12 protein-coding genes and 1 pseudogene are annotated in these 13345 nt (G+C 49.6%); 6 read left to right on the top strand and 7 right to left on the bottom strand.

From position 1 onward, the window contains the following. The 3 genes from Q0294_RS13450 to Q0294_RS13440 form a co-directional block, all read right to left on the bottom strand. Positions 1 to 1742: VCBS repeat-containing protein (locus Q0294_RS13450; protein ID WP_299466180.1), on the bottom strand; the 1742-nt coding region annotated here is incomplete at its 3' end. A gap of 64 nt (positions 1743 to 1806) precedes the next feature. Next, positions 1807 to 4620 carry a multiheme c-type cytochrome gene (locus tag Q0294_RS13445; protein ID WP_299466177.1) on the bottom strand — a complete coding sequence of 938 codons (2814 nt, stop codon included), beginning with the start codon at positions 4618 to 4620 and terminating at the stop codon, positions 1807 to 1809. A gap of 152 nt (positions 4621 to 4772) precedes the next feature. Then, entirely contained in the window at positions 4773 to 5177 is a 405-nt protein-coding gene (locus Q0294_RS13440; RefSeq protein ID WP_299466174.1) for a hypothetical protein, read from the bottom strand. Between the two features lie 283 nt (positions 5178 to 5460). Here Q0294_RS13440 and Q0294_RS13435 point away from each other — a divergent pair, with 283 nt between their 5' ends. From Q0294_RS13435 to Q0294_RS13410, 6 genes are all read left to right on the top strand, one after another. After that, a complete protein-coding gene (locus Q0294_RS13435) occupies positions 5461 to 6441 on the top strand; it encodes a lysophospholipid acyltransferase family protein (protein ID WP_299466171.1) in 981 nt (326 codons plus the stop codon). Positions 6442 to 6640: 199 nt separating this feature from the next. Further along, positions 6641 to 6952, top strand: coding sequence for a Rieske 2Fe-2S domain-containing protein (locus Q0294_RS13430; protein WP_299466168.1), 312 nt, complete (start codon positions 6641 to 6643; stop codon positions 6950 to 6952). A gap of 31 nt (positions 6953 to 6983) precedes the next feature. Then, positions 6984 to 7625 (top strand): HAD-IA family hydrolase, encoded by a 642-nt coding sequence (locus tag Q0294_RS13425; protein ID WP_299466165.1) that lies wholly within the window; start codon positions 6984 to 6986, stop codon positions 7623 to 7625. Between the two features lie 363 nt (positions 7626 to 7988). Continuing rightward, positions 7989 to 8207: a hypothetical protein gene (locus tag Q0294_RS13420; RefSeq protein WP_299466160.1), complete on the top strand. Its 219-nt coding sequence runs from the start codon at positions 7989 to 7991 to the stop codon at positions 8205 to 8207. Further along, positions 8207 to 8764, top strand: coding sequence for a hypothetical protein (locus Q0294_RS13415; protein ID WP_299466157.1), 558 nt, complete (start codon positions 8207 to 8209; stop codon positions 8762 to 8764). The genes Q0294_RS13420 and Q0294_RS13415 overlap by 1 nt, the downstream gene beginning before the upstream one ends. A gap of 50 nt (positions 8765 to 8814) precedes the next feature. Then, positions 8815 to 10173 carry a DUF4147 domain-containing protein gene (locus tag Q0294_RS13410; protein WP_299466155.1) on the top strand — a complete coding sequence of 453 codons (1359 nt, stop codon included), beginning with the start codon at positions 8815 to 8817 and terminating at the stop codon, positions 10171 to 10173. A gap of 29 nt (positions 10174 to 10202) precedes the next feature. On the opposite strand, the gene Q0294_RS13405 is transcribed toward Q0294_RS13410, so the two are convergent. From Q0294_RS13405 to Q0294_RS13390, 4 genes and pseudogenes are all read right to left on the bottom strand, one after another. Further along, positions 10203 to 11462 carry an HD domain-containing phosphohydrolase gene (locus Q0294_RS13405; RefSeq protein ID WP_299466153.1) on the bottom strand — a complete coding sequence of 420 codons (1260 nt, stop codon included), beginning with the start codon at positions 11460 to 11462 and terminating at the stop codon, positions 10203 to 10205. Positions 11463 to 11794: 332 nt separating this feature from the next. Further along, positions 11795 to 12415, bottom strand: coding sequence for a Holliday junction branch migration protein RuvA (ruvA, locus tag Q0294_RS13400; RefSeq protein WP_299466150.1), 621 nt, complete (start codon positions 12413 to 12415; stop codon positions 11795 to 11797). 38 nt (positions 12416 to 12453) lie between these two features. Then, a complete protein-coding gene (ruvC, locus tag Q0294_RS13395) occupies positions 12454 to 12984 on the bottom strand; it encodes a crossover junction endodeoxyribonuclease RuvC (protein ID WP_299466147.1) in 531 nt (176 codons plus the stop codon). Positions 12985 to 13026: 42 nt separating this feature from the next. Then, positions 13027 to 13345 (bottom strand): annotated as a pseudogene (locus Q0294_RS13390) (cysteine--tRNA ligase); the annotation flags it as partial.

Below are 13345 nucleotides of genomic sequence, written 5' to 3'. Positions count from 1 at the left end.
CGGGTAGGAATGACCAGCCGACTTTGTGTACCTGTTTGCGTTTTGATCAGAATCTGGGCCCCGAATGCATTATGGCTGGAAAGCGGAGTAGGGCCTTGATTTTCCTGTTTGGGATTACTTGTGAGCTGGAAGCGTACCCAGTGGTGGCCCGTCTGTTGATCGTTCCTGAGCAGCCTCGGTATTTTTCCGGCTGTCATGATCAACAGATCGAGATCGCCGTCATGATCGATATCTCCGAAGGTGGCCCCGCGACCGACCAGGGGGCGCACAAAATCGGAACCAACCAGCGATTCACCTAAAGGCACAAATTCCGTCGCATGTTGTGCACCGCAGTTCCAGAATAGTTGAGGCGCCTGTTCGTAGTGCTGCCGTTCCTGCACGATGTTGATGTCTTCTTCCAGATGTCCATTCGCCGAGAACAGATCGAGTCGTCCGTCGAGGTCGGCATCGAAAAAGAAAACGCCGAAGGTGAGCGCCAGCCGCGTTTGAGGACCAAGCCCGTTCGAGACGGCTTCATCAATAAACTGCATCTCTTTACCGGGAGAGGTATAGAGGGCCGTCATTTCATTGGCAAAGTTGCCGATTGCGATTCCTAAAGTATCATCGTTACGAAAGGTTGCGATATCGATGCCCATTGCACCGCGTGCATTCCCCTCCATGTCAAACGCGACTCCGGAAATCGCGCCCATTTCGCTGAATGTGCCATTCTGTTGATTGCGAAACAGGAAATTTTGAACGGTGTCGTTGGTGATGAAGATATCGAGATAGCCATCCTGGTCAAAATCGTAGAAATTCAAGCCCAGCGATTTGGCCAGGGGGACGCCGGTGCCGGATGTGAAAATTTTCAAGCCGGCTTGCTCAGACACTTCGGTAAAACTGCCATTACCCTGGTTCTGGTAGAGCAGGGGAGGGACGCCGTTAAAGTTTTGTGGGCGACCGTAAGCGCGAATTCCCCCTTTCAGTGTGAAGTTCTGTGCGCGGTCAAAGTCACGCGTCCATTCCACATAGTTGCAGACGAGTAAATCCAGATCCCCGTCACGGTCATAGTCAAACCAGCCGCAACTGGTACTCCAGAGTTGCTCGGGACCACCTACGCCGGCTTGTGTTGTGACATCAATAAATCGAGTTCCTTCGTTCTTGAACAGCCGATTGGTTCCCAACGCAGAAATAAACAGATCAACGCGACCATCATTATCGTAATCTCCACAAGCCACGCCCATGCCGTAAAGTGAAACATTCAAACCCATGTCGGCAGTGACATCTTTGAATTTGCCTGTACCGTCATTCTGGTATAAAGCCAGGGATGAGGTTGTCTCCTTTTTTTGCTGTGATCGACTCCAGGGCCAGTCCTGCGAGCCGACCAGCAGCAGATCCTGATCGCCGTCATTATCATAATCGAAAAATGCAGCCCCGCCTCCCATCGTTTCGGGCAGCAGTTTTTCTCCGGCAGCGCCGCTGTTGTGAACGAAATCAATGCCTGCTGCCTGGGTGATGTCGGTAAAGGGGATTTTAGGAAGCGCGATTTCTTCGACCTTACGTGCTTCAGGTAAAGTCAATGGTGTTTCCTTCACGATTTCTTCAGGCTGGTTGAGTCGGGTCATGATAAAGATCGTTCCCCCGACAATCGTGAAGACTGTCATGACTGCCAGGGAATACCAGAAGGCACGCCCGATGGATTCATCGTTTTGTTCAGATTCCTCTTCCAGTTCCGGATCCAGGTCGGCACGGTTTTGATCTGCCATGTGATTATCCTTATTTATTTTCATCCGAACTCCCGGTCCCTGTCAAAGGGGGGATATCGTCTTTTTATGGTTTAACGGTTTTGTTGAGTGAGTAAATCACGGGATGTTCGGCTGCATGATTGGCTGCCGGGTATTTTTCGCGGGCCTTTCGCTCAGAGAGTCCTCGGGCCGTATCATCGACTTTATACTTCTGGTGCAGATTGCGATGCTGCTCTGCGAGTTTCGGTTGCTCCAGTTGATCGTAAATCAATGACAGGCTGTAATGGGCAGTGACATCTTCCGGGTCCAGGACGAGCGTCTTTTGAAACTGCTCCACTGCCTGATTCAGAAGTTGATCGCGCTGTTCCCGATTTTCTTTCGTGCGGTACCGCTTGGCCTGATCAAACAGGTTTTGCCCCAGATCATTGATTACCACATAATCTTTGCTGAAGTCAAATCCGCGACGCGTACGCTCTTCCGTCTGATCTTCCAGAACACTGCGGAAATTGCGTTCCGCCTCTTCCAGATGTCCCTGTTGCTGATTTACCTTGCCGCTCAACCAGGCGAGCGTCCAGGGAGGGGCCGGGGGATCGGTAAAAGACGCGGCTTTTTGCAGAATCTCAACGGCATCCTGTAATCGTCCTTCACGGAAGTAGACGCGGGCGAGATTTAGCGAGCCATCATAGCGGCCGAGTTGATCGACTTGTTGAAATGCTTCCGCAGCCTGTCTCAATTCAGCTTTGCCTTTCAGGAACAAGCCGATTCCATAATCGTTCCAGCGTTGCCATTCCGGAATCTCAACCTGCTTGTTTTCAATTTCGGCTGTGACCCCTTCCACGGGAAAGGTGATCGTGTCAGAAGCGATTGTGGTAATGGGCAGTGTATTAATATAGGGGACTCCCTGTTCCTTCCAGGAGAGTTTTTGCCCTTTGGATTCGAGAGAGGACGCCACGAACTGCATGTAATGAGTATCGAATTTTCGGTACTGCAATTTTGCTTCAATGGTGACAGGAGCCGTTAAATCTTTGGGCAGATCCAGTTCATAATGAATGGTTTGTCCTGCACCCGGGGGCATCTGATTATTATACAGGGCAACAAAAATATCCTGTGCATTGCGGCGGTCGATGCGATTTCCCTCGCGGTCAATCACAAACGCATTTACGAAATGGGACCAGGGATCAACGGTGCCGTCGTTCTCCTGCGAACCGCTGCGGCCGATGATCCGGTCGCCACTTTTCACGGTCACATCCAGCCAGATTTCATTCGAGTCGGCTGTTCCCTGTGTGAAATGATGACCGACTTTTAATGTGCGGAGGACCGTTTCCAGCAGATATTTGTTTCCCGGTTTTAAAACGGGAACTTCCGGACGTAATGGTGCGATCAATTTACCATCGATGCTGCCTTGCTCTTTGATACCGAAGAAATCGACGCGAAGATTATCTTTGAGAAATGCCTGATGGACGGCGACCGTCTCCGGATCATTGCGTAGTGCGGCAATGCCCGTGTTCGCTGCCGGAAACAGATGGTTGTGGACACTGAGTTCTTTCGAAGCATAAAAATGTCGGGCACCAAAGTCATTGGATGTTTTGGCAGGCATGTGACACTTGTTGCAGTTCTCCTGTGCTTGCGGCGGATAATAAAAGCTTCGCGCCCCATGACCGGAAACACCACTCAGTAAAAAAGAATCATAATGGTTTTGGCCGCGCAGGAATTTGTATTGATTGAGTTCTTTGGGCAAATGAACTTTATGACAGGAGCCACAGAATTCCGTTGATTTGTGCAAGTCCTTTAAAAACGTTTTTTTGTGAAACGCGGGCTTGGCTTTGACCAGTTGATTATTCACCCATTGCAGAAACGGGTTGTCACTGTAAGCAAAGGGATAATGTATCGGTTCTTCAATCGTATAGTCGCTGTTGCCACGCACGCTGTTGACGTTCGTAATCGCGTGACAGGTCGTGCAGGTGATTCCTGCCTGGGAAGTGATATGGTTGATGTCATCAAAATTGGGGTCATCAAACGCGCCGCTGAAGAAGGGAACCGGGTCATGACAGCCCGCACAGAAACGGGACGCCTGCAGATTGCCATCACGTTCGAAAGAAACTTTGCGCGTTTCTCTGACGGATGCCAGGTAAGCGGGATTATTAAATGAACTGATATGATGGACGCTGTTTTTCCAGTCGGCATGAGTATCCGGGTGACACTTCTGACAATAGTCATCCATCATCAATGCCTGTGCGGGAATGAAATCGCCAGTCGAAGTGCGTGCCAGTGATGGAAAGAAATATTTTTCTCCCGACGCAGGGCCCACGACGTTCCACTTGCGGGGATCAGACGAATGGAACATCAGCATGCCGACGACCATGGCGGTGATTACACCGAGATAAGAGATGCCGGCCTTCCAGTGGATTTTCGGGCCCACCAGACGATGCAGCCAATACAGCCAGAGAGCGAAAACCGGGGAAAGGACGTGGCACCAGTAGGTCAGGGAACGTGCGGTCGGGTTTTTTAAGTCGAAAGAGCCGATCCGCATTAACAGAATGCCGGAGATTAATAGCAGGCAGGAAGTAATAAAGAGTCCATAGCCCACGCGTACCGCGCGGCGGTTGAGGCGGTTCTTTGTATTATAAATGTGAACAACGCCAAACAGGATAAATGGAGCCAGCAATATCAGACCCAGAATCAGATGCGCCAGAAACATGTATTGGTAAAACCAGTTTTCCAGTGTTTCGCCACTCCACTTGTCATAAACGGTAATACTCACCAGATAGATGGAGTTGGCGCCCAGTAAGGCGACCAGAAAGAAAAGCAGATATAATACTTTACGCAATTTGGGACCAACTGCGCGGCGGACAATGCGGCGTGGCTGTGATTCAACCACAGGGGAATCGGAGGATGCCATAATGACGATAGATCCTGCAAAAGATGGCTGTAAACAAAGCCTGTATCATCAAAAGCACTGAAGGGGCGCACGCGCGTACCTGAAATCAAAAGAAGTGCATGATGACAAGCTTCATGAAACGACAGAGACAAAGTTTCTGTAACAAGAACGTTTCAGGAGCCAGAGATCTGTGGAGGTCGATCAATGCGTTGCCGATGATCACCCGGCAGAATCAATGTCTGATAACCGGTTGACTCAGACTGCGGAACCCGACGAGCAACCGTTTCAAAAACGAGAGAGCAGGCCGGCTTTAAAGAGGTAATGACAATCAGAGGGGATTCCGGCGCAGGATCGGGCCGGTGATTCTGGCATTGGGGACCCGTGCAGGGCGATTTTTGTGGTGTCTGATCCGGGGGTAGTAACAGATCACCGGGGGTATTTTCCTGCTGACCTGCATGAGACAGGTAGTCACCACAGGTGGCGTTCGCAGTTTGATTTGCCATCAGAGTCAATACGCACACCGCGCCTGCCATTAGCAGGAAACGTAGAGCGGATTGTTGATACGATCGATCTGGCATGGAAATTACTACGATATGAACCCGCGAAAAAGCAACAGAGTCTGATAGTTAAGTATCAGATAATCCTTATCAATATATACGGAAGCGTATTCAATTCCGAGCAAAAAATATTGATCCCGGCGATTTTGTCCATTTTTGAGAACATCTGATCTGTCTTTCGTTCAGGCCGAATGAATTGGGGGTTGACGAATTTTCCGATTCCGAAGACACTTTTACGACGTTTAGTCCTGATTACGGTCTAAACGGGGGGTAAGAAAAGCAGGGAAGCTTGAGGAATCGAATCATGTTTAATTGGCGAATGTTGAGGTATCGACTGGAATATCTGATATTCCGTACGCTGGTCTGTGTGGTGCGATCATTGCCAGTCAGGGAGTCGGTGGCGGTGGCGAAATGCCTGGCATTCGTCATTCATTATTGTCTGCCTCGCAAGCTGACCCGCTATCAAGTCGCGGCTGAAAATTTACGGACCGCGTTTGGAGAGGAACTGTCTGAGAAAGAAATTGAACAAACCATCTACCGGATGTGGGTGCATCTCTTTCGGATGGTTGTAGAAATCATCCAGTTACCTCGCAAGTTGCATCGTGGAAATATCTTTGATGTGATGGAATTCGATTATCCGCCGGAATTGATTACCGCGTTATGTTCCGGGAGACCCGTCATTCTGCTGAGTGGTCATTATGGTAACTGGGAAATCGCGGTCTCAGTGTTTGGTCTATTCGGTTTTCCGATGGGAGTCGTCGCTCGTGAACTGGATAACCCTTTTCTGAATCAATGGTTTGAGAAATTCCGACAGCTCACCGGACATCGGGCGATGGCCAAAAAAGGGGGCTACGATGATATGATTGCCACGATTGAGCGTCGAGGTCATCTGGCATTACTCGGCGATCAGGATGCCGGGAAGCGGGGATTGTTTGTCGACTTTTTTGGCAAGCCTGCTTCCACTTTCAAATCCATCGCTTTATTGGCTCTGGAGTACCGGGCGTATATTTGCGTCGGTTATGCCCGCAGACTGCCCGACCAGTTCGAACGTAACCAGTGGGTCAAATTCGAACTGGGCTGCGAACAACTGATCGATTCCACGTTATGCGTCTCGAATGATCCCGTTGGTGAGATTACGCAGCAGTTTACGACTGCATTGGAAAAGGCCGTCCGTAAGTCGCCAGAACAGTATTTCTGGGTCCATCGCCGCTGGAAAAGCGAACCGCGTGTGCGAGAGAAAAAGCAGCGTCAGGCAGAATGCATTCCGGAAAAAAAAGCAGCCTGAATTGATTCAAACGCTTAACTCTACTACAACGTGAGACAGAGACTCGATTCTGGAGATTCTGACCTGGGATTCAGATCGGATGAACTGTCTGCTTGTTGGTCCGCTGTTTTTCCGGTCTGGTTTCACTTTGATGGCAGCGGGTTGATTCTGCCTGATCTGGGGCATGACTTATTGTAGGGACCTGTGAAAAGAGGCACCAATGGGAAAAAAAGTGCGGATTGCGGATGTAACAGAGGTGCCCGAGGGATCAGCGGGAGAGTTTGTCGCCGAAGAGCGTGTCATCGCATTATTCCATGTGGATCAGCAGTATTATGCGATGGATGGAGTCTGTCCTCATGCAGGAGGCCCCCTGGGAGAGGGGAGTTTAACTGGTAGCGTTGTGACTTGTCCTTGGCATGGCTGGCAGTTTGATGTGACCACAGGAAAACATTGTCTGAATGAGCGTTTGTGCCATCCCACCTTTCCGGTCTCTGTGGAAGAGGATGGTATTTACATCGAATTGCCCGAGTAAGATCCTGATAAAAAGAGTTCTGTAAAGCGATATGAAAAATTGTAAGGCTGTTATTTTTGATTGTGATGGTGTTCTGGTTGACAGTGAGACGCTGGGAAACCGTGTTCTGGCGGAAATGATTACCGATATCGGTTTTCCGTTGTCTCCCGAGCAGGCGGTTCAACAATTCAAGGGGGGAAAACTGGCCGACTGTCTGGCAGTTGTCGAACATCAGATGGGAGCAAAGTTACCGGCAGATTTTGCCGCTCAGGTGCGGGCTCAGATGGCAGACGTTTTCCAGACAGAATTACAGGCGATTCTGGGAGTCCGGGAGGCACTGGAGTCGATTCCTGTGACCAAGTGTGTTGCCTCGAATGGTCCGGAAGAAAAGATGGCACTCACATTGAAGATTACGGATTTGCTGCATTACTTCGATGGACGTATTTATTCTGCTTACACTTTGGGGGTCTGGAAACCGGAACCGGATCTCTATCTGTATGCCGCCTCTCAGATGGGATTTCATCCGGAAGAATGTGTGGTGATCGAAGACAGTCATCTCGGAGTTCAGGCGGCCGTTGCTGCGGGCATTCCGGTACTCGGATATGCCGACCACAGTTCACCAGAAGAACTGGAGGCTTTAGGGGCAAAAACATTCCGTTCCATGCACGAACTTCCGGCTCTACTCGGCTTTTGATCTGACATTTCCTGTAACAGATTGAAATCAGCCCCACCGCTGCCCGGCAAAGATTGCTGTTTGAATTTCTCCGCGTGGCTTCAAAGCGCGAAAATCGCCGATCGACTGGTAATTCTTACATCTCTGATTTCAGACTGGGTAAACTGAACAAACCTTGCAGTCGATAAAATTAAAAAAAACTGAACTTTTCGGTCAAGATGCCAAATTGTTTAAGCCGATACTAATCATGAGGTCGGAGTGAATTCCGACTTTGAGTATGTTCAGTCTTATCTAAAGGTTTTTTGTCTGCAGGGAAATGCCTCTGCCTGGCTGTGGATTCAGCCGGTCAAAAAATCAGCGAGTTCGATATAGGAAGGATCCTCCATGCAACATCGGCTTCGAATATTCACAGGTGAAGAAGAAACGCTCGAACAGAATGACCGTCTGGTTAATGTTCGGTTTGGGGAAATTGCAGACGCCTTAGCAGAAGCAGTTTATTATCGTCGCACATGGATTTCTGATTTTTCAGAAGACGAAGTAAAAATCCCCACAGATTTATATGCAATTCTGACAGCCTACAGTCATCTCCGCCCGGGCGCCTGATGGTCACAAGGCCTTTATCTCAGAAGTTTTTAATCAGCGCACTGGTTGTCTTGGGACTTTACCTGATCATCCTGGGCGCACAGCGGTTTTATGAACATTATCAGGTGAAGCAGATCTCGCTTGAGTTTGTCCAAGCCCTGGAAACAGGGAATGAAGCACAGATTCGCGGTCTGCTTACACCTGAAAAAGCAGATCTGGCAGCGAAACTGAAACAGGATTCGCAAGATCATTTCTCAAAAATCGATTATCGATTTCTTGATGTTCAAGTCACGGGAGGCACCGCGCAGGTCAGTATCCAGATTCAGAAAAATGGATACGCCATCAAACCCGATATTCATCTGCTTCGAAGTAAGACAGGGGTCTGGAAGGTTGACTCCATTACCCAGGCCAAGGTTGATCCACTCTGGTATGACCAGGAAGATCGGGTCTATCGGGAAAAATTAGTCAAAGAAGATGTGCCACCGGCTGAAGTACAGGGACGCGTCCTTGCAAAAGAGTTAGCTCGTGCTTTAAATACAACAGTCGAGGAAGCTCCCAGGGATCAGGCTGGTCCCTGACGAGGACTTGTTCTTGAAAAGCACGTTTTTTTCTTTCCTGCGAGGTCAGCATGTCTGAGAGGCCCTTAATTTCCAAACGCGCATTGCAGATCTGGAATGCGGGAGTGAAGGCCGTCAATTCAGAAACGCTCGTTCGCAATGCAATCCAGGTCACGGATAAAGCACTGACTGTTTGCGGTCACTCGATCTCCCTGCACGGGCATGAAAAGTTGCTCGTGGTCGGTGCCGGCAAAGCAGGCAGCGGTATGGCAGCGGGGGTTGAAGCAGCACTCAAGGGCTCTAATCTCGAAACGCGAACCTCCGGTTGGGTGAATGTTCCAGCCGATTGTGTCAGGCCTTTGTCACACATCCATCTCCATCCTGCTCGACCTGCCAGTCTGAATGAACCGACGGCTGAGGGAGTCTCCGGTTCACAGCAAATTCTTCAGAAAATCTCCCACCTGAATCAGAATGATCTCTGTCTGGTACTCATCTCAGGGGGAGGAAGTGCATTATTGCCAGCGCCTCTGCCTCCGGTGACGCTGGATGACAAACAGTCTGTCACTCGTTTGTTGATGTCATCCGGGGCCACCATTCAGGAATTGAACTGCGTCCGCAAACAGATTTCACAGATCAAAGGAGGCCGGCTCGCTGAGGCTGCGACCTGTGGGACTTTAATTACGTTGATCATTTCAGATGTGATCGGCGATCCTCTCGATATCATTGCTTCAGGACCAACCGTTGCGGATTCTTCCACGCCTGAGGCAGCAGCGGAAATTCTGCGACGTGTTGTGAAAGATTCGCACCAGGTGCCGGACAGTGTCTGGAATGTATTAAATGCCGGGCAAAATCCTTCCGCAAAACCCGAGCGTTCCAGGCGTGCATCGGTCATAAATCAGATCATTGGCAGTAATGCGACCGCCCTGGAAGCAGCGAAACAAACAGCCCGGGAGCTGGGTTACGAAATCTATACCATGGGATCAGAAAATGAAGGGACCGCCGCCGCCACAGGAAGAGAACTGGCGGAACTTTGTCTGAAAATCCGTAATGACACAGGACCTGTTTCCAGACCGGCTTGTATCCTGAGCGGAGGCGAACCCGTGGTCGATTTATCCTCGACCCAAAATCCGGGCAAAGGAGGGCGGAATCAGGAAGTGGTACTGGCTGCAACGCAGCGTCTGTGGCATGAAGCGATTTCAAATTTCTGTATTCTGTCCGGGGGAACAGACGGTGAGGATGGTCCCACTGATGCAGCAGGCGGAATCCTGGATTTCGAGATTCTACAACGCGCACACGCGCTGCAGCTCGATCCGATTGGTTTTTTGAAAGACCACAATTCCTATCCGTATCTTGCCCAGGTGGATGGTTTGTTGAAAACGGGGGCCACACAAACCAATGTCATGGATTTGCGAGTTGCTCTGGTAGAATGAAGTTGTCATAAGTCCGACCGAAGCGCAGACTAAATGGCAAATGACGGAGCTTGCAGTTCTTCTTTGGATACGGCGCGGACGACATGCACGTCCTCATAATCCGACAGGTTTGTCAAATGATTCATTCCATTCTGTTCCAGAACCTCAACGATCGGATTGTCATAATGAATCCGGTTTGTCCGGATCACAATTGCCAGTTGTCCGTTATTAAGTTCAACGAGAGAACCAACAGGGTAAAGGGAGATCGACTGCAGCAGCGCCCGCACAGCATTGCGATCATATTTCCCCTGTGCAGCGCCATAGACAAGTTTCTCGGCAGCCTGATAGGGAAGCAGGCCTGTTTTATTGGGTCGAGTTGAGACCAGGTCAATAAATTTATCTGCCACAGCCGCTATTTTGGACAGTGGATGGATCTGATTGCTTTTTTGTCCTCGCGGATAGCCTGATCCATCACAACGTTCGTGTATCTGATAAGCGATGATTTTTGAAATCGTGGGAATTTCGTGTACCTTGCTTAATAGATCAAAAGTAATAATGGGATGTTTTTTCAGCTCCACATATTGAATGGGATTCAGAGGCTCATTACTCCAGAGCGCTTTGGAATCGATTCGGTTCATTCCGGTATCATGCAACAGGCAACCAATGGCAAGGTGAATCAGCTTTTCCCGACTGAGACCGAGTTGTGTGCCAATGGCCATTGCCAGACTCGACATCTGCAAGCCGTGCCTGCAGTAATTCCCGTCATCAATGGGCGTGATTCCTTCCAAAACGAAAAGATCCATGTCTTGCGCCATCTGAGAGAATGAAATATTGGTAATATCATAAATCTGTGGCATGCTGATGCGTCTTGTTACAAGCAATTGCCTGTAAATGTCATCGGTAATTTTCGTTAAGACCGCGAATTGTTCCCGATACTGATTTTTCATCGCAGGCGAGTAACTGGTTGCCTGAACCGGCCTGATTTCATGCAGAAAAGAGCTGGTCTGGATTTGCCAGGGTGAATCCGTTCGCTTCGAATCTGCTTCCTGTTTTTGTGAAGCCGCATACGCAGATTGCAACTGGTTTTTTCTGCGCCTGTTTTCCACAGCCGAATTGGTTTGCGAATTTTGACTCTCACCCGGGGCAAGCGTCAGGTTGATCAAGTCCCGTTCATGAACCCGCACGCTGCGAATGCCGCGTCTTTTTAAGTTCTCAATCGTTCCTTTTGTGATGGTTTTACCACTGGCCAGCAGCAGGATATTTTTTTCGCTGTCACCATCATAAATCGGAGCCTGTAATTTGACTCCCATACGGATTCGGTCAAGATTCAGCGAAGTGTATTCACTGGGTTTCGTGTTGACTGATTGAGCAACCATAAATATTGGGGCCGATGTTCTATAATTACTGACATTTACTTTGTTAGGTAAATCGACTTCATGACGCCTCACAATAATCTGAACCAGCCGGTGAGTGTGAACCGTCTGGGAGAGAGAAGGAATAATGAAATCTAGGTCAGATAAAGCGTTAGAACAAACGGTAAGCCCGTTGCAGGCGACAGCCCGGGTACTTCAGACCGAAATCCTGACTGATCTGGCGATTGTACCGATTTTAGCGGAAATAAATTTACACTGCTTCAAGGCGATTATCCGCGTCCCTGCTGATAGAGGGCAGTCAGAAATTCTTCGATGCTCTTGAATTTTTTCCCCTCGGCGGCGACGGTTTCGACTTTCGCACGTGCTTCTGATGCCGAATATCCCAGGCTGAGTAAAGCTTCGTAAGCTTCGCCGTAGACATCGGTACTGGCCTCGTCGGCGGGAAATTCTTTCGCGACGATGAGTGCAAATTTCGCCATCTTACGCCTGAGCTTGGCGACAATTCGTTCTGCCACTGCGGGGCCAATTCCGGGAAGCGTTGTCAGTTGCTTGAGGTCATTTTCTTCGATGGCAGTCGCGACTTCTTTTACGGGGCGCACCATCGCTCGCAATGTTTTTTTGACACCAACTCCGTCGACCGAGCAGACCAGCTCAAAGAACTCCCGTTCGGCATGACTTGTGAAACCGATCAGGCGGGGAGTGAGCCTCCCTTTCTGTGGATTGCCTTCGATGTACTCGATTGTTTTGAGACTGACTTCTTTGCCAATCAGAGGTTGCAGCTGACGGCGGACAAATTCGGGAATGTAGACCTGATAATCAAAGGCTCCAACCGAAATAATGGCCTCGGTTAAACTGAGTTCATTAAGTTCGCCGCGAATATTTGTAATCATGGTTGCTCGATTAGGATGTTGACTTGTGAATTCACCTGTCAGAAGCAGGTAACGCGAATAGAATGGTAATGACATAAGGCGGCAGCAAAGGCATCTGCCACATCATTAGGTTCGAGGATGGTTTTCAGACCAAGCTCTGTTTTGATGGCATGTTGTATCTGCTCTTTGGAAGCGCGACCGCTGCCTGTGATCAGTTTTTTAATCTGAGTCGGTGTATAATGCACCACCGGCACGCCGGCATCATGTGCCGCGTATAAGATGGCGCCCCGGGCATGCGCCATGATGATCGAACTCTTGGGAAACTTGGGAGTCGTAAAAACCTGCTCGATCACCATCACATCCGGACGGTATTCTTCAATCACTTCCCGGATTCCCGAGCCGATTTCATGCACGCGGGCTGCGAGATTAGAGTCCTGATTCGAGCGTATAATTCCCCCTTCACAGAGGACGGGGCGTTTTAAAGAATACTCCAGTAAAGCGTAACCCGTGCGGTTGAGCCCCGGGTCGATTCCCAGAAAACGAGTGGGGGTGGTTAACTCTTCATCATCCATTGTCGAGTTCAAATGCATGTTCGGTTCTTCGATCAATCTTCTGATCTAACAATAATCGTATTAACCACGGCGCCACAAGCTGCCTTCCGGGCGATCTTCTACGGTGATCTTGCAGGCAGCCAGACCATCGCGGATTTTATCAGCAATACCCCAGTTTTTGCTGGCGCGGGCATCTTTGCGAATTTCCAGTACCAGCTCCATCAGTTGATTCACCAGCCCGTCATCGGCCCTCTGTTCTTTTGCAGGTGGCTTGCGAAAAACGCCCAGCAGGTTTGATAACTCTTTCAGCAGGCCAGCGCCTGTTTTTAAAGCTTCCACAACGGGCTGATTCTGTTTTCCCTCTCCATCCAGATGTTGTGCATGAATTAATGCATTGAGT

It is taken from the genome of uncultured Gimesia sp. (assembly GCF_937919775.1).
In the GTDB taxonomy this organism is placed as follows: Bacteria; Planctomycetota; Planctomycetia; order Planctomycetales; family Planctomycetaceae; genus Gimesia.
The sequence above is the reverse complement of the archived record's forward strand: the minus strand, read 5'-3'. Positions and strand labels throughout refer to the sequence as shown.